Source organism: Halalkalicoccus tibetensis (assembly GCF_037996645.1).
GTDB classification, from domain to species: domain Archaea; phylum Halobacteriota; class Halobacteria; order Halobacteriales; family Halalkalicoccaceae; genus Halalkalicoccus; species Halalkalicoccus tibetensis.
Window position 1 is genome coordinate 847,139 of record NZ_JBBMXV010000001.1, and the last position, 16,015, is coordinate 863,153.

Annotated in this window: 22 protein-coding genes and 1 pseudogene; 14 read left to right on the forward strand and 9 right to left on the reverse strand. The window is 65.8% G+C overall.

Annotation, left to right across the window (positions count from 1 at the left end; translation table 11 throughout):
• The 3 genes from btuC to WOA58_RS04825 are packed head-to-tail and all read left to right on the forward strand — an operon-like array spanning position 1 to position 2,536.
• Positions 1-1,086 carry a vitamin B12 ABC transporter permease BtuC gene (gene btuC / locus WOA58_RS04815; protein ID WP_340603025.1) on the forward strand — a complete coding sequence of 362 codons (1,086 nt, stop codon included), beginning with the start codon at positions 1-3 and terminating at the stop codon, positions 1,084-1,086.
• On the forward strand, positions 1,083-2,318 hold the full coding sequence (locus tag WOA58_RS04820) for a heme ABC transporter ATP-binding protein (protein WP_340603026.1): 1,236 nt from the start codon (positions 1,083-1,085) through the stop codon (positions 2,316-2,318). The genes btuC and WOA58_RS04820 overlap by 4 nt, the downstream gene beginning before the upstream one ends.
• Before the next feature lie 23 nt (positions 2,319-2,341).
• The gene (locus WOA58_RS04825) at positions 2,342-2,536 is read left to right on the forward strand and encodes a hypothetical protein (protein WP_340603027.1); all 195 of its coding nucleotides are present in this window, start codon (positions 2,342-2,344) and stop codon (positions 2,534-2,536) included.
• Here the strand turns inward: WOA58_RS04825 and WOA58_RS04830 are convergent.
• On the reverse strand, positions 2,533-2,871 hold the full coding sequence (locus tag WOA58_RS04830; protein ID WP_340603028.1) for a winged helix-turn-helix domain-containing protein: 339 nt from the start codon (positions 2,869-2,871) through the stop codon (positions 2,533-2,535). The genes WOA58_RS04825 and WOA58_RS04830 overlap by 4 nt on opposite strands.
• A 261-nt stretch (positions 2,872-3,132) precedes the next feature.
• On the opposite strand from WOA58_RS04830, the gene WOA58_RS04835 reads away from it, so the two are divergent.
• From WOA58_RS04835 to cheY, 8 genes and pseudogenes are all read left to right on the forward strand, one after another.
• A complete protein-coding gene (locus tag WOA58_RS04835; protein WP_340603029.1) occupies positions 3,133-3,663 on the forward strand; it encodes an archaellin/type IV pilin N-terminal domain-containing protein in 531 nt (176 codons plus the stop codon).
• A gap of 2 nt (positions 3,664-3,665) precedes the next feature.
• The gene (locus WOA58_RS04840) at positions 3,666-4,358 is read left to right on the forward strand and encodes an archaellin/type IV pilin N-terminal domain-containing protein (protein WP_340603030.1); all 693 of its coding nucleotides are present in this window, start codon (positions 3,666-3,668) and stop codon (positions 4,356-4,358) included.
• 2 nt (positions 4,359-4,360) lie between these two features.
• Positions 4,361-4,915: an archaellin/type IV pilin N-terminal domain-containing protein gene (locus tag WOA58_RS04845; RefSeq protein WP_340603031.1), complete on the forward strand. Its 555-nt coding sequence runs from the start codon at positions 4,361-4,363 to the stop codon at positions 4,913-4,915.
• Position 4,916: 1 nt separating this feature from the next.
• Positions 4,917-5,622 (forward strand): annotated as a pseudogene (locus WOA58_RS04855) (archaellin/type IV pilin N-terminal domain-containing protein).
• Positions 5,623-5,709: 87 nt separating this feature from the next.
• Positions 5,710-6,162, forward strand: coding sequence for an archaellum stator protein ArlF (arlF, locus tag WOA58_RS04860; RefSeq protein ID WP_340603033.1), 453 nt, complete (start codon positions 5,710-5,712; stop codon positions 6,160-6,162).
• A complete protein-coding gene (gene arlG, locus WOA58_RS04865) occupies positions 6,163-6,627 on the forward strand; it encodes an archaellum stator protein ArlG (protein ID WP_340603034.1) in 465 nt (154 codons plus the stop codon).
• 37 nt (positions 6,628-6,664) lie between these two features.
• Positions 6,665-7,132, forward strand: coding sequence for a DUF7500 family protein (locus WOA58_RS04870; protein ID WP_340603035.1), 468 nt, complete (start codon positions 6,665-6,667; stop codon positions 7,130-7,132).
• A 51-nt stretch (positions 7,133-7,183) separates the two neighbouring features.
• A complete protein-coding gene (gene cheY, locus WOA58_RS04875) occupies positions 7,184-7,546 on the forward strand; it encodes a chemotaxis protein CheY (protein ID WP_340603036.1) in 363 nt (120 codons plus the stop codon).
• Here cheY and WOA58_RS04880 read toward each other — a convergent pair.
• Genes WOA58_RS04880 through cheB form a run of 3 tightly spaced genes read right to left on the reverse strand, consistent with a single transcriptional unit; the run spans position 7,480 to position 10,900 of the window.
• On the reverse strand, positions 7,480-7,944 hold the full coding sequence (locus WOA58_RS04880) for a protein-glutamate O-methyltransferase CheR (RefSeq protein ID WP_340603037.1): 465 nt from the start codon (positions 7,942-7,944) through the stop codon (positions 7,480-7,482). The two genes, cheY and WOA58_RS04880, sit on opposite strands and share 67 nt — an antisense overlap.
• Positions 7,941-9,845, reverse strand: coding sequence for a chemotaxis protein CheA (locus tag WOA58_RS04885; protein ID WP_340603038.1), 1,905 nt, complete (start codon positions 9,843-9,845; stop codon positions 7,941-7,943). Before WOA58_RS04885 ends, WOA58_RS04880 begins: the two co-directional genes overlap by 4 nt.
• A complete protein-coding gene (cheB, locus tag WOA58_RS04890; protein ID WP_340603039.1) occupies positions 9,842-10,900 on the reverse strand; it encodes a chemotaxis-specific protein-glutamate methyltransferase CheB in 1,059 nt (352 codons plus the stop codon). The genes WOA58_RS04885 and cheB overlap by 4 nt, the downstream gene beginning before the upstream one ends.
• Positions 10,901-11,050: 150 nt before the next feature.
• Between cheB and WOA58_RS04895 the strand changes: the two genes are divergently transcribed.
• Complete coding sequence (locus WOA58_RS04895; RefSeq protein WP_340603040.1) at positions 11,051-11,467, forward strand: chemotaxis protein CheW; 417 nt, start codon at positions 11,051-11,053, stop codon at positions 11,465-11,467.
• Here the strand turns inward: WOA58_RS04895 and WOA58_RS04900 are convergent, their stop codons facing one another.
• Both WOA58_RS04900 and WOA58_RS04905 read right to left on the reverse strand, forming a co-directional pair.
• Positions 11,468-11,869, reverse strand: a complete 402-nt coding sequence (locus tag WOA58_RS04900; protein WP_340603041.1) for a hypothetical protein — start codon at positions 11,867-11,869, stop codon at positions 11,468-11,470. It lies immediately after the preceding gene.
• A 128-nt stretch (positions 11,870-11,997) separates the two neighbouring features.
• Positions 11,998-12,720: an RAD55 family ATPase gene (locus tag WOA58_RS04905; RefSeq protein WP_340603042.1), complete on the reverse strand. Its 723-nt coding sequence runs from the start codon at positions 12,718-12,720 to the stop codon at positions 11,998-12,000.
• 113 nt (positions 12,721-12,833) lie between these two features.
• On the opposite strand from WOA58_RS04905, the gene WOA58_RS04910 reads away from it, so the two are divergent.
• Entirely contained in the window at positions 12,834-13,448 is a 615-nt protein-coding gene (locus WOA58_RS04910) for a DUF7504 family protein (protein ID WP_340603043.1), read from the forward strand.
• 3 nt (positions 13,449-13,451) lie between these two features.
• On the opposite strand, the gene WOA58_RS04915 is transcribed toward WOA58_RS04910, so the two are convergent.
• Entirely contained in the window at positions 13,452-14,336 is an 885-nt protein-coding gene (locus WOA58_RS04915; protein ID WP_340603044.1) for a DMT family transporter, read from the reverse strand.
• Between the two features lie 155 nt (positions 14,337-14,491).
• Here WOA58_RS04915 and WOA58_RS04920 point away from each other — a divergent pair, with 155 nt between their 5' ends.
• Positions 14,492-14,902 (forward strand): hypothetical protein, encoded by a 411-nt coding sequence (locus WOA58_RS04920; protein ID WP_340603045.1) that lies wholly within the window; start codon positions 14,492-14,494, stop codon positions 14,900-14,902.
• Here the strand turns inward: WOA58_RS04920 and WOA58_RS04925 are convergent.
• The gene (locus WOA58_RS04925) at positions 14,899-15,372 is read right to left on the reverse strand and encodes an SRPBCC family protein (RefSeq protein ID WP_340603046.1); all 474 of its coding nucleotides are present in this window, start codon (positions 15,370-15,372) and stop codon (positions 14,899-14,901) included. The two genes, WOA58_RS04920 and WOA58_RS04925, sit on opposite strands and share 4 nt — an antisense overlap.
• Before the next feature lie 28 nt (positions 15,373-15,400).
• Positions 15,401-15,829 (reverse strand): HTH-type transcriptional regulator LrpA1, encoded by a 429-nt coding sequence (lrpA1, locus tag WOA58_RS04930; RefSeq protein WP_340603047.1) that lies wholly within the window; start codon positions 15,827-15,829, stop codon positions 15,401-15,403.
• Positions 15,830-16,015 lie beyond the last annotated feature (186 nt).

Consider the following 16,015-nt stretch of genomic DNA (forward strand, 5'->3'; position numbering starts at 1 on the left):
GTGACGCGGCATATCGAAACGGGGGCGTGGTCCGCGGGGCTCTGTGTCCTCCTGCTCGGCGTGATCCTGCTGAGCGCGGCGCTCGGCCCCGTCCGGGTCGAGCCCGTCGTCGTCGCCCGAATCCTCCTCAACGGGCTCGCGGTTCCCGGGGGGCTCGGCCCCGCGACGCCGACCGGGGTGGGACCGCTCTCGGTCCCCCTCCCGCGGCTCGAATGGGTCTCGGTCTTCGAGTTCCCGGTCCCCGAGACTCACGAAACGATCGTCACCCAGGTCCGCCTGCCGAGGGTCGTCCTCGCGGCGGTCGTGGGCTTCGCGCTCGCGGCCGCCGGCACCGTGATGCAGGGGTTCTTCCGGAACCCGATGGCCGATCCCTCGATCATCGGCGTCTCCTCGGGGGCCGCGCTCGGCGCGGTCGCCTCGATCGTCCTGCCGCTCTCGCTGGGGCTGCGCCCGATGGCCTTCGGCTCCGCGATCATCACGGCGTTCGCGGTCTATCTGATCGCGAGCGAGGGCGGGCGGACCCCCGTCGCGACCCTGCTTCTGGCCGGCGTCGCGATCCAGACGTTCCTGGGCGCGATGATCTCGTATCTCCAGCTCAGCGCCGGCGAGAGCCTCGAACAGGTGGTCTACTGGCTGATGGGGCACCTCCACGCGAGCACCTGGCACGACGTCTCGCTCTCGCTGCCCGTCGTGGTCCCCGTCTTCGTCCTGTTGATGGTCTACGCGAGCGACCTCAACGTCCTCCTGCTGGGCGAGGAGGACGCCCAGAGCCTCGGGATCGAGGTCGAGCGCACCAAGCGCCTGCTGCTGGCGGCCGCGAGCGTCATCACCGCTGCAGGAGTAGCTGTCTCGGGCGTGATCGGCTTCGTCGGGCTGATCGTCCCCCACATGATGCGCCTGCTGGTCGGGCCCGACCACCGGATCCTGCTCCCGACCAGCGCGCTCGCGGGCGCGGTGTTCCTCGTCGCGACCGACACCGTGGCGCGGGCGGGCCCCGCCGAGGTGCCCGTCGGGATCGTCACCGCCGCGCTGGGCGCGCCCTTTTTCCTGTATCTCCTTCGAACCCGGGAGGTGCACGCGCTGTGATCGACGTTCGCGATCTCGACGTCGAACTGGGCGGGATGGCGGTGCTCGACGCCGTCAGCACCCACATCGACGAGGGGCGGTTCGTCGGCCTCGTCGGCCCCAACGGCGCCGGCAAGTCGACCATGCTGCGCGCGATCGGCGCCGTGTTGAAGCCCGACGCCGGGACCGTCTCGCTCGACGGCGAGAGCGTCCACGACCTCCCCTCGCGGGCGGCGAGCCGGCGGGTCGCGACCGTCCCCCAGGACACGAGCCTCTCGTTCGACTTCGACGTGCGCGACGTGGTCGCGATGGGACGGACCCCCTATCGCTCGCGGTTCCGCTCGAGCGTCGACCCGGCGGGCGAGGAGGCGATCGAGCGCGCGCTCGACCGGACCGAGACGGAGGAGTTCGCGGATCGCTCGATCAGCGCCGTGAGCGGCGGCGAGCGCCAGCGAGTCGTCCTCGCGCGGGCGCTCGCCCAGGACACTCCCATACTCCTGCTCGACGAGCCGACCGCGAGCCTCGACATCAACCACCAGATCCGCACCCTCGAGCTCGTCCGCGAGCTCGCCGACGAGGGCAAGACCGTGATCGCGGCGATCCACGACCTGAACCTCGCGGCCCACTACTGCGACGAGCTGCTGCTGCTCTCGGGCGGGCGGATCCTCGAGAGCGGGCCTCCCGAACGGGTGCTCACCGAGGCGAACCTCGCTGAGGCGTTCGACGCCCGCGCCGTCGTGAGCCGCCATCCCGTTACGGGGGCCGTCTACGTGACCGCGCTCCCCGAGCGGGGCGGCGACCGCGAGGGGCGGGTCCACGTGATCGGCGGCGGAGGCACCGTCTCGCGGCTACTGTACGTGCTCTCGGTGGCGGGCTACGAGGTCTCCGCGGGGGCGCTCGGCGAGGGCGACTCCGATCTCGAGACCGCGCGCTTGCTCGGGCTCGATAGCGTGGCCGTCGAGCCGTTCTCGCCGATCGGTTCGGAGGCCCGGGAGGCCGTCGCGGAGCTGATCGGGGCCGCCGACGTCACCGTGATCGGCGACTGCGAAGTCGGGACGGGCAACCTCGCGAACCTCGAGTGTGCGCGCGCGAGCGACGCGCTGGTGGTCGTCGAGGACCGCCCCTTCGCGGAGCGAAACTACGCCGGCGAGGCGGCGAGGGAGCTGTACGGGGCGCTCGTGGAGCGTGGGACGGTCGTCGGGAGCGGCGAGGTGCTCGGGGCGGTCGCTAGCGCGATGGAACGAAACCCGTAATTCCCTCGGCACGAACTCCCGGTATGGCTTCGAAGTGGCGCGAACTCCTGCCCCACTACCTGGCGATGTTCGCGATCTACGTCGTGCTCGTGACGCTCGTCGCCGGGCTCACCGGCCAGTCGAACTTCTGGATCTCGGTCGGGATCGCCGTGGTGATCGCGCTGGGCTACCCGCCGGCGGTCCGCCGGGCCGGCTACGAACCCCCGTCGTGGAACTAGGAGCTCGACAGCGAGCGCCAGACGTCGTCGAGCGTGGTCGTCACGTCCGCGCGGTCCTCGACGTCGACGGTGTAGCTCCCGCTCCCGAAGTCCACGGCGACGCGGTCGACCGCGCGTCGGTAGACGCTGACCCGTCGGCGGTCGTCCGAGAGCACCCGCCCGTGGTGTTCGAGGAGGTCGACCTCCTGTAGCTCCTCGATCCGTCGATAGCAGGTCGCGATCGGGATGCCGAGCTCGTCGCTGAGCGCCTGGGCCGAACGCGGTTCGTCTGTCGCACCCAGGATCTCGGCGTTGTACTCGTTCCCGAGCGCGCGGAGGGCTTCTTCCGAATACATCTGATAGGTCATATGAGATATACGATACTAATAAAGTTGACGACCGACTCGATGTTTCGGCTGCCTTGGACACTCCGCTGACACGTGCGCGGGATGTAGATTTGAGGCCCTCTCGACGGCGGGATCGGTCGATACTGCCAATCGACCCTCCCTTTCGATTCCTGCTATTCACATTTGATATTAGGACAGTCATTTATTTATACATAAGATTTCTAATGTAATACAGGGCTCGCCCAGAGCGGTAGAGCCTCGAAAACAACTATGTTCGAAACACAGACAGACGACAGGGGTCAGGTCGGTATCGGCACCCTCATCGTGTTCATCGCGATGGTTCTCGTCGCGGCGATCGCGGCGGGTGTGCTGATCAACACGGCCGGATTCCTCCAGACGCAGGCGGAAGACACGGGTATCGAAAGTACGGAACAGGTCTCCGATCGCGTGCAGGTTCTCTCGTCGGTTGGGACAGACGTTACTACAGGTGATGACGGATCGGTTGATGCGGTCCAACTGACTCTCCAGAAGGCACCCGGCGCGGGTGACATCGTTCTGGACGACGTGATGATCGAATGGATCGGCGAGGATCCCATCACTGATGTCGGTGGATTGACCGAGGGGGATATCGATGTTCTCAGCGACCGGACCGATCGAGCAACGATCACCATCACTGGTAACTCCATTGATGCAGGTGACTCGGCCGATCTGACGATTACGACCGGCTCGGGCGCACAGACCGACCTCACGCTGAACGCACCGAACTACATCGGTGACGACACAACCGCAGTGAGGCTCTAAAGATGTTTGACGGAAACCCCACAGAGGACCGCGGTCAGGTTGGCATCGGGACCCTCATCGTGTTCATCGCGATGGTCCTCGTCGCAGCGATCGCGGCGGGCGTACTGATCAACACGGCTGGATTCCTCCAGACGCAAGCCGAAGATACTGGCATCGAGAGTACGGAACAGGTCTCCGACCGCGTGCAGGTTCTCTCCTCGATCGGTGAGGACACTAGTGATTCCACTGACGATCCCGATGGTGTTGGGTCCATCAATACCGTTGAACTGACTGTTCAGAAGGCACCGGGTGCAGGTGATATCGTACTCGGAGATGTGATGATCGAGTGGCTCGGCGNTCGCGTGCAGGTTCTCTCGTCGGTTGGGACAGACGTTACTACAGGTGATGACGGATCGGTTGATGCGGTCCAACTGACTCTCCAGAAGGCACCCGGCGCGGGTGACATCGTTCTGGACGACGTGATGATCGAATGGATCGGCGAGGATCCCATCACTGATGTCGGTGGATTGACCGAGGGGGATATCGATGTTCTCAGCGACCGGACCGATCGAGCAACGATCACCATCACTGGTAACTCCATTGATGCAGGTGACTCGGCCGATCTGACGATTACGACCGGCTCGGGCGCACAGACCGACCTCACGCTGAACGCACCGAACTACATCGGTGACGACACAACCGCAGTGAGGCTCTAAAGATGTTTGACGGAAACCCCACAGAGGACCGCGGTCAGGTTGGCATCGGGACCCTCATCGTGTTCATCGCGATGGTCCTCGTCGCAGCGATCGCGGCGGGCGTACTGATCAACACGGCCGGCTTCCTCCAGACGCAAGCCGAAGATACTGGCATCGAGAGTACGGAACAGGTCTCCGACCGCGTGCAGGTTCTCTCCTCGATCGGTGAGGACACTAGTGATTCCACTGACGATCCCGATGGTGTTGGGTCCATCAATACCGTTGAACTGACTGTTCAGAAGGCACCGGGTGCAGGTGATATCGTACTCGGAGATGTGATGATCGAGTGGCTCGGCGATGACGCCGAGACGTTCGACTCTGGTGACTTCGAAGTTGAGGATGACGTGGAAGTCCTCAACGACGACACCACTCGCGCCACGATCACGCTGACGCCCACCGAAACGCTTGATGACGGCGACAGTGCGGAGCTGACGATCACGACCGGCTCGGGCGCGCAGACCGTCCACAGCCTGAACGCACCCAACATCGTCCATGACGGCGACACTGTGAGGCTCTAAAATGTTCAATAAAGAAAACTCCGAAAGAGGTCAGGTCGGTATCGGCACCCTCATCGTGTTCATCGCGATGGTCCTCGTTGCGGCGATCGCAGCGGGTGTGCTGATCAACACGGCTGGCTTCCTCCAGACGCAGGCAGAAGATACAGGCATCGAGAGTACGGAACAGGTCTCCGACAACATCAACGTCCTGAGCGAAGTCGGGACCGTTGGCGCNGCAGGCAGAAGATACAGGCATCGAGAGTACGGAACAGGTCTCCGACAACATCAACGTCCTGAGCGAAGTCGGGACCGTTGGCGCCAGCGGTGATGACATCAGCGATGTCAATCTAATGGTCCAGAAATCGCCCGGTGCGGGTGATATCGACCTTGAGGCACTGAGTGTGCAGTTCTTAGGACCGGACGGTGCTGAGGACTTCGAATTCAGTGAGGATGGCACTGATGGATATAGCCTCGCAGAGGTCCAGATTAGCGAGGAGCTGGCAGAGGATGAAGACCCTTCCAACGTCCTGATCGAGCGCAGTGACCGGTATCAGATCCAGCTGGATCTCGATGGGCTGAGCGGTGCAGATGTCGATATCGGAACTCTCGCAGAGGGTGAAAACGCGGAAGTGACGATCACGACCGCATCGGGCTCCCAGCAGACGGTGACCCTCCAGGCTCCTGACTCGCTCGCTAGCTCCGGTGACGGCGAGTCCGTCCGCCTCTAAGAACCGCCCGCTAACCACCTTCGGAACTGACCGGTAGGCGTTGCGACGCGACGTCGGATTTCAGTACATCAAACGGAAACACATCAAATGGGCTTCAGCGTAAGCGGATCCACGGTGATCATCCTCATCGGCTGTCTCATAGCCTTCAGCGCGGCCTTCACGGTCACGGTGGACAGCTTCGACAGGGTGACGACCGCACAGGACGAGCACGCTGATCGCCTCCTCGATCGACAGAACACGGAAATCGAGATCGGTGACGTACAGCGGGACGACGCGACCCTGACCGTCCACGTCACGAACACCGGTTCGACCGCGCTCTCGATCGATCGCACGGACCTGCTGATCGACGGCGGGTACACCCACGCGGAGCACACCATAACCAATGGCGACACCACCACCGACGACACGGACCTCTGGCTGCCCGGCGACACCCTCGCGTTCGAGGCCGAATCGGGCGGGGACAGCGTGAAGGTCGTCACCCAGCACGGGGTCGCCGCGACGGCCGACGTTCCCGACGCCGACACCACGGAGGCCACGTAGATGGGGTCGGTCTCGATCTCGCATCTGATCATCTTCATCGCGAGCCTGCTGGTCGCCGCGAGCGTCGCCGGCACGCTGATCGTCAGCGTCGAGGACGTCAGCAGCTCCGTCGACCAGCAGAGCGACTCGCTCACCCAGCAGATCGACACCGACATCGCGATCATCAGCGACCCATCGAGCCCCGCGGTCTACCAGGAGCCCGAGGAGGACGAGAACGGATCGCTCACCCTGCTCGTGAAGAACACCGGCGAGACGACCATCCCCACCGACGGCTCGAACCTCGACGTGCTGGTCGACGGGCAGTACCGGACCGGGATCGACATCGAGGTCGTCTCCGGTGGCGACCGCTGGTCGTCGGGTGCCGTCGCGGAGGTGACCGTCGATCTCGACGACGGACTCACGGACGACCACCGCGCGACGGTGATCGTCAACGGGAGCCAGGCGACGTTCAACTTCCGCGTCTGACCGGCAGATATTTACGGTTAGTTGACATCTATCGAGTATGACCGACGAGCGACCGACCGACTCGGAGGAGGGAGTGCTCTCGCCGTCGGACCTCGACATCGCGGACGACGACCGGATCGCCGAGATCGAGGACGGCCGATACGTCGTCGCGACCGGCGACGGCCCACCCGACCCCTCCGGCCGGCGCGAGCCCGAGCCCGCCCCGACCGAATCCGGGGACGCCCGATACGGTATCGACCTCGAGGTCAGCGTCGACGGGGACGACTCGCGGTACCGCACCCGGTCGAACGACATCGTCGACCTCTTCTCCGAGCTGGTCCGCTGGTACGCCACGCAGATCGACGACGACCTCGACCCCGAGCGGGTGCTCGGGATCCTCGTCGCCGAATCGGAGCTCCCGATCGGCCCGCGCCCGACCGTCGAGACGGCGATGGAACGCCACGACCTCACGACCGAGGACTCGATCGGGGAGCTCCTCGACGCGCTCTCGGAGACTCAGCGCTGATAATCGGTCAGTTCAATTTATATATCTATTCAAACATTATGCTGTAGAACAATGCCACCTAGCGTTCTGATCGTCGACGATTCGGAGTTCATGCGGAGCCTGCTGCGGGAGATCCTGGCCGACGACTACGAGATCGTCGCCGAGGGAGAGAACGGCGTCGAGGCCCTCGAACTGTATCGCGAGCACGAGCCCGATCTGGTGATGATGGACATCGTCATGCCGATCCGGGACGGGATCGAGGCGACCACCGCCATCACCGACTCGGATCCCGACGCACGGGTCATCATGTGTACCAGCGTCGGCCAGGAGGAGAAGATGAAGATGGCGGTCAAAGCCGGCGCGAACGGCTACATCACCAAGCCCTTCCAGAAACCGAGCGTCCTCGAGGCCATCGAGGACGTCGTGCCCGCATAGATGCGCGTCGATATCGACTCCCTCGACTTGGTTCGCCGGCTCGCCCACGACGGCGCTGAACAGGCCGCCGCGTCCCTCTCGGAGATGACCGGCGCCGAGACCCGGGTCGGCCCCGAACCGTCGCTGATCGTCCGGAGGACGTCGCGTATCCCGTTCCACACCGTCGGGTTCCGGAAGAACCCGGTGACGTTGATCGAAAGCGAGTCGAGCAGCGCCGCGCGTTCGTCGTCGTCCGACCGGAGGAGCTCGCCGTAGCCGTCGTACTCGTCGATCCCCACGCGACGCATCCGCGCGTCGATCCGGCGACCGAGGTAGGCGTCGTTGTAGTACGACGAGGTGAACTCGAGGTCCTCCTCGAGCAGGACGAGCAGCCGATCGAACGCGGTGGTTTCGCTCATGATGGAAGGGTCCGCACGTCGAGGATCGGGACGATCTTGCCGTCGCCCAGCACTGCCGTCCCGCCGAGCCCGGCGGTGCCGCTCAGGACGCCCTCGAGCGGCTTGACGACGACCTCCTCCTGTCGACGGACGTCGTCACAGCGCAGCGCGATCGACCGCTCGGTGTTCCTGATCCGGACGAGCATCCGCCCGTCGCCGTCGGCCCCCTCGACGTCGAGGACGTCGCCCAGATCGACGACCGGGTAGAGCTCGTCGTCGTGGTCCACGACGGGCTGACCGTTCAGCGTCCGGACCGGGTCGGTGCGGCCGATCTCGTCGACCGCCTTGATCGGAACGCCGAAACTCTCGGCGCCGACGCGGACGAACAGCACGTTGACGATCGCGACCGACACCGGGAGCCTGAGCCGCACGAGGGTGCCCGCGCCGGGTTCGCTCTCGACGTCGATCCGACCGTCGAGGCGTTCGACGGTGCTGTGGACGACGTCCATGCCGACGCCCCGACCGCTGACGTCGGTGACCTCCTCGGCCGTCGAGAAGCCCGGATGGAAGATCAGCTCGTAGACCTCGCTCGCTTCGAGCGTCGCGAGCTCGCGTTCCGTGTGGATCCCGGTCTCGACCGCCTTGGCCTCGATCGCCTCGCGGTCCAACCCCCGGCCGTCGTCCTCGAGCTCGATGACGACGTTGTCGCGGTCGCGCGTCGCCCGGAGCTCGATCGTCCCCGTCTCGGGCTTGCCCGCCTCCGAGCGTTCCCCGGGCGGTTCGATGCCGTGATCGATCGAGTTCCGGAGGATATGCATCAACGGATCCGAGAGCTCGGAGAGGATCGTCCGGTCGAGCTCGACGTCCTCGCCGTCCATCGAGAAGTCGATCCGTTTGTCCTCCTCGCGCGCGAGATCGCGAACCAGCCGCGGGAGGTTGCTCACCACCTTCTCGAGGGGGATGAGCCGGACGTCCATGACGACGTTCTGGAGGTTCGTGGTGATCTTGTCGAGCTCGTCGATCGCGTCACCGGCACCCGTGGTCTCCCCCTCCTCGACCGCACGCCGGAGCTTGATCCGGCTGGTCACCAGCTGCTCGACCATGCCGTGGAGCTCGTCGAGCCGGTCGACGTCGACCCGAACCGACCGGATCTCCGGCTCCGACTTCCCGGGCGTCCCGTCGTTCGCCTCCGGTTCCGATTCCGTCGTTTCGACCGCCTCGACGGTCGCGCTCGCGACCCGTTCGATCCCCTCGAGGACCGCCAGGACCTCCTCCTCCGTCCGGGCGACGACCGAAACCGAGAACGGCCCGTCGACCTCGTCGATCCCCGGCTCGAAGGCGACGGGCTCGAACGCCTCGGCGATCGCCTCGGCCGCGAGCATCGCCTCGACGCCCGCCATCTCGCCCTCCCGGGGTTCGACCGCCGCACGGTAGACCGTCTCGTCCTCGCCGCAATCGTCCGACAGGGGATCGACGGCGGGCGGCTCGTCCGGGGCCGACCCGGATTCGACGGCTCGGTCGCCGCCCGTGGCCCCGCCGTTCTCGATCGCCGCGCGCAGTGCCTCGACGGTCGGGTCGACGTCGACGGTCGCTCCCTCACCGCCCTCGCCGTCCTCGATCGCCCGGACGCTCGCTTCGATGCCGTCGACCCCGTCGAACGCGAGGTCCATCACGTCGGGGCTCGCCTCGAGGCGCCCGCCCCTGAGCTCGTCGAGCAGGTCCTCGAGCGCGTGGGCGAGGCGGCTCTCCGCCTCGAACCCCATCGCCCCGAAGTTCCCCTTCAGCGTGTGGGCGGTCCGGAAGATCTCGTCCATCGCCTCGCCGTCGTCGGGGTTGGCCTCGAAGGTCAACAGCGCGTTGTTCAGGTCCGTGATACGTTCGTCTGCCTCCCTGAGGAAGGCGTCTGTGTGGTCGTCTGTCATGGTATGTCCTCGCTGATCGTCCCGACGATCGCTTCGCTGAGCCCGTCGATCCCCGAGACGACGTCGACCGCGCCCGCCTCGGCCGCACGGCGGGGCATGCCGAACACCGCCGAGCTCTCCTCGTCCTGTGCGACGGTCCGTCCGCCCGCCTCCTTGATGCGCTGGAGGCCGGCCGTCCCATCGCGACCCATGCCCGTGAGGACGACCCCCGTGAGCGGGCTCGAGACGGTCGCCGCCGCGGTCCGCATCGTGACGTCGATCGCCGGGCGGACGTTGTGTTCCGGCGGGTCCCCGGTGAGCGCGACGCGCAGCCGTCCGCCCGCCTCGTTTCGGACCGTCAGGTGTCGCCCGCCCTTCGCGACGAGGACCTCGCCGCCGCCGATCCGTGCGCCATCGGTCGCTTCGCGCACCGCGTAGTCGGTACAGCCGTCGAGGCGTTCCGCGAAGCGGGCGGTGAAGGCGTCGGGCATGTGCTGGACGACCAGCACCCGCGCGTCGGCCGCGATCGGCAGCTCCGAGAGCACCCGCTCGACCACGCCCGGCCCGCCGGTCGAGGCCCCGATGATGACCGTCGGGTTCTCGAGATACCGGGCCGGTTCGACCGCCGGATCGGCGGTCGGAGCGTCGGCATCGACCGAGAGGTCCGCGTTCGCGACCGATCGCACCGCCCGCCGGAGCTGGGTCTCGACGGCGGGCATCCCCGCGGTCACCTCGCCGCCGGGCTTGGTGAAGAAGTCGACCGCCCCCCGATCGAGCGCCTCGAAGGTCACGTCCGCGCGCTCGCCCGCGTGGGCGCTCAACATCAGGATCGGCGTCGGCGTCGTCGCCATGATCCGCTCGACGGCCTCGAGCCCGCTGACGCCGGGCATCTCGATGTCCATCGTCACGACGTCGGGTCGGTGTTCCGAGACCGCTTCGACGGCGGCCGCGCCGTCGTCGGCCTCCGCGACGACCTCGATGCCGTCCTCTCGGAGGATGTCACCGATGACCGTCCGCATGAACGAGGAGTCGTCGACGACCACCGCGCGTGTCGGGGTCGCTGTGGAGGCACTCATATTCGCAGTTACACCATGTACGAATAGGTGATATATAATATATTCTGATAAAAGATCAGGTCTGATAAGCGCCGACCCGCTAAACCGGGTGATTACCGTTCCTGATAATAACATAGCTATTTTTACATATAGGTGGGCCGAACGGGAGGTATGAACGACGAGGAAACCCAGATGCTCGAGTTCGACCTCGGGGCCGAGACCTACTGCGTCGATATCGGCTACGTGGCCGAGATCGTCGACACGGACGAACTGACGCGGATCCCCAACTCCCCGCCCCACGTCAAGGGCGTGATGGATCTCCGCGGGCGGACGACGTCGATCATCGACCCCAAGAGCGTCTTCGGGATCGATTCGACCGGGGACGAGAAACGGATCATCGTCTTCGACCCCGAGGAGACCGACACCCAGGGCGCGATCGGCTGGATCGTCGACGAAGTCGACCAGGTCGTGCCGGTCGACCCGGAGTCGGTCGACGACTCACCGCTGGACGACGAGGCGATCGAGGGGATCGTCAAGCGCGAGGACGCCTTCGTGATCTGGGTCTCGCCGCGATCAGTCGCGGCCTGATCAGAGCGCCTCGTAGAGCTCCCGGAACGACTCCGGGTCGAGCGACGCCGGGACCGACACCGACGGTCGATCGGCCTCCGGGACCGAACGCGAGATCGCGTCGAACCGGCCGTCGATCGCGCGCTCGAGGCGGCGCCCGTCGGCCGCGCGCTCGACCCGCCGGGCGGTCGCCTCGACATCGCCGTCCATCGGGATCGCCCGGTAGGACCAACCGCGATCCGCCCGATCGGCGGCGATCGTTCCCCGGTCGACGGTGGCGGGATCGAACAGCACCACGTCGACGGACCCGTCGACGGCGTCCGGGTTCCATTCGGCCGCGTGGCGTCGCTCCACGTCGAGTGCGGCGGCGTACCGTTCGGAACGCGCGCTCGCGGCCGCGACGATCCGAACCGTCGGGGTCATGACGACCCGCTCCCTACTCGTACCGTTCTTCTGCCGTCCGCCCGGCGCCGTTCGCTGAACTGGTCGATATCAAACACGTTGTTTGAACTATACTATCGGATGATATAAAATACTATTGATAGGACCCCTCAGAGAACGTCCTCGTCGCCCATCAGCGAGAAGCCGCTCGCGCGATCGTGGACGTCGATCCCGCCGGAGCCGATCTCCATCGGGAAGATGTCGGTCTCGATCGGACGCTTTCGCATCTTCGCCACCCAGACGTAGCGGTTGACTCCCGAGTCGGTCGGCGTCTGGATCAGATAGACGTTGCCGTCGGTGAGGAAGTTCTCGAGGCCGACCTCCGCGTCGGGGAACCGGGAGCCCTGCTCGCTGATGAAGAGGCTCGTCAGCCCGTTTCGCTTCAGGATGTCGGAGAACTTCAGCAGGTACGTCCGCTGTTCGCGCTCGGTGTCGAAGAACAACGAGAGCATCGTCAGCGAGTCGACGACCAGCCTGTCGTGGTCGGTCCGTCCGAGCTCCGCGAGCAGTTCGTCGAGCGTCGACGAGAAGTCCTCCTCGCGTAGGAGGAGTTCCTTGCCGTAGACCGTGATGTCGCCGCTCTCGACGAGGTCGCCCCAGTCGTCGAACCCGATCGACTCGGCGGCCTCCCGGATGTCGCTCGCGTCCTCCTCGAAGGTGAGATACACCCCCGTCTCGTCGAACTCCGTCACTCCCCTGTAGAGATACTCGATCCCGAGGATCGTCTTCCCCGTCCCCGGGTTGCCGCTGATCAACACGGTCGATTCGGACACCAGCCCACCGTTGAGGATCGAATCGAGCCCCTCGATCCCCGTCTCCGTCAACTCTACCATGTCGGCTGATATTGCTTCATTGTATTAGTCGTATTCGTTGAATGACTATCAGATAATGGAATTTTTCTGTAATTCTATAAAAGATATATGGCAGTGGTGGCTCTCCTTCCGATATGTGCTATCAGGTGGACGTCGGGGGGATGACCGACTCCGTCTCCGGGGGGACCGCGATCCTCGTCTCCGGCCCGCCGATGACCGGCAAGTACGACCTGTTCGTCGAGCTGCTCGCGGCGGGCCCCGCCATCGCGATCGCCACGGACACCGACGCGGCGACGCTTCGCGAGGACTACGCGGGGTTCGCCCCCTCCGAGCGACTCTCGGTGGTCGACTGTGCCAGTCACACCCAGGGGGTCGAGACGACCGACGACGACGACACCAGATACGTCCCCGGCGCGGGGAACCTGACCCGTATCGGCACGGCCTTCACCGACTTCGTCGAGGAGCGCGTCGATGCCGGGGTCCGCGTCGGCCTCCACTCGCTGTCGCCGCTGCTGGTCTACTCCGAGCTGCGATCGGTCTATCGGTTCCTGCAGGTGTTCACCGGCCAGGTCCGGGGGGCGGACTGGCTCTGTCTCGCGACGTTCGACCCGACGATGCACGACGAACAGGTCGTGAGCACGGTCCTCGATCCGTTCGACGGCGTCGTCGAGACCCGCGAACACGAGGGGCGCCGCGAGGCACGGATCAAGGGAATCGACCCCCAGCCGAGCGACTGGACCGCCTTCTGAGGCTCACGTCCCCAGTCGCTGTGCGCGTGCGGTGACGACGATCCCCGCGAGGACGACGGCTCCGCCGAGGACGGTCGCGCCACCGGGGACCTCCGCGAGCAGGAGGAGCGCGAGCAGCGTCGCCCCGACGGGCTCGCCGAGCAGCGAGACGCTGACGACGCTCGAGTCGACGTGGGCGAGCGCCCAGTTCACTACAGTGTGACCGAACACGCCGGGGCCGATCGCCATCCCGAGGAAGAGCACCCACTCGCGGGCCGGATAGCCCGTGAGAGGGTCTCCGCCCGCGAGCGCGACGAGGAGCAGGGTACAGGTGCAGGCGCCGTACACGACGCTCACGTACGGCAACAGGGCGACCCGTTGGCGCAGCGATCGGCCCGCGAGCACGTAGCAGGCGGCCATGACGCCACCCAGCAGGGCCAGCGCGTTGCCGTAGAGGGCCGTTCCCGCGAAGGCCGTCCCGGCCAGGAGGTCGCTCACCGACATGACGGCCGCGCCCGCCATCGCGAGGACGATCCCGCCGACCGTGCGGACGGTGACCCGCTCGTCGAGCAGGAGATAGGCGCCGACGGCGACGAAGACGGGCTGGGTCTGGACCAGCGTGACGCTCGCGGCGACGCTCGTCCAGTTCAGGCTCTCGAACCACGCGGCGAAGTGGATCGCGAGTGCCACCCCCGTCACGGTCGCGACCGCGCCGTCGCGGGTCGAGAGCGAGCGGAACTCCGCCCGGTGGCGAACGAGCGCGAGCGGCGAGAGCAGGAGAAGGGTAAAGAGGACGCGATAGAACGCGACGACGACGCTCGGCGCCCCGCTCCAGCGCACGAGGATCGCGCTCGTGCTGAGCGCGAGGATCGACAGCGCGAGCGCGACCGGCGGCGAGATCCGAGCCACGGAGGACGGTCGCCCGGCGGGCGCTTATATCGTCCGTTGTGTGATCGGCAGGACTCAAACACCCTGTCCCGAAAGCCAGCTATTTCATTTATTATATACTGTGGCGAGCGCTACAGTGGGGGAACTGATTAGATCCTCCCGCGCGACCCGCAACCGTGAACGGCCCCGCCCGCGTCCGCGATCACCTCCTCTCGAACCATTCCGAGACGCTCGATGCGACCATCGACTGTGCCGACGCCGTCGCCCAGTCGCGTTCCGGCCCGGCGACTGGGCGTGAGGAGGTCGTCTCCCCGCTGAAAGCGATCCTCGATCACGCGGGTGTTCTCGAAACCTATCCCGCCCTGCTCGCGAGTGCCGTCGACGCCCTCGGCGAGTCGCTTTCCGCAGCGCCGGTCGCCGCCCCGCCGTACGTGACGATCACCGGAACCGGGCCGGTACTGCGGGCATCGCTTCCCTCCGGACGGATCGTGATTCGACTGGCCGTCTTTGCCCTCGAACGCGACCCGAAGCGCTACGTCAGAACCGGGAACTCTCCCGAAGAGATCCTCGTCGTCGAACGGCGCTAACCCTCCAAAAGCTCCTTCGTTTTCCGGTGGCGATACCGGAACATCGGCTCGAAGCCGACGACCGCGAACGGGGAGGTGGCTCGCGCGGGGTCGGGCAGCTCGTAGTGGAGCGTGTCCCGGATCCTCGTGCCCTCGCCCTCGCGGCGGAACTGGTGGACGTGGACCCACCGGGCGAACGGGCCGCCGCGCATCTCGTCCTTGAACAGCCCGCGCTCGTCGCTGCTCGTCCGTTCGGTGATCACCGAAGTCCACGAGTTACCGGGGAGGTCGAGCGGTCCCAGCCGCATGTCGATCTCCGAGCCGGCCTCGAGGAGTTCGGGATCGGGCTCGCCGTCCGGGCCCCTGACCGCCAGGATCGAAAGCCCCATCCAGCCCGGGGTGAGTGCCTCGAGCCCGTCGATTCGCGAGTGAAACTCCCAGACGTCCTCGAGCGAGGCGTCCACGTACGTCTCCCGTTCGTAAGTCGCCATGCCGGTCGTTGGGGCCGAACCCGTAAAACTACTTCAGGCGCTCCTGGAGGAAGGAGGGGTGGGCGGCCGTCACGCCGTCGACCGAGAGGATCTCATCACTGATGATCTCGCCGACCTCGTTGCCGTCGGTCGCGCGGATCTCGGCCATCAGCATGTGATCGCCCGACGAGGAGTACAGCGCCTCGACCTCGTCGATTTCGCCGAGCGCGCGCGTCGCCTCGACGTAGCGCTCGCTCTCGACGTCGATCCCGACCATCGCGATCGAGCGCCCCGAGAGCTTCTTGGGGTCGACGTCGGCGGAGTAGCCGACGATGACGCCGTCCCCCTCCAGCTGGTCGATGTACTTCCGGACCGTGGGCTTCGAGACCCCCGCCCGGCGCGCGATCTCCGCGTACGACGCCTGGGCGTCCTCCTCGAGGACCGATAGGATCCGGTCCGCTGTCGAATTCGTCGCCACACACCCACTTTTGCGTCGGTGAAAAAATACCTTGCGAACCGGAAAGCCTGGATCTCTCCGGGAAAATGTCTGATGAGGCGAAAGAGTACTGGGGTTAAGTTGGACCCAGGATCGGAAGTGGACGATGTTATTTTAGAAGAAAGTATCGACAGTAGTCACGTGTATAGTGCTGAAAATCCGCCGGTA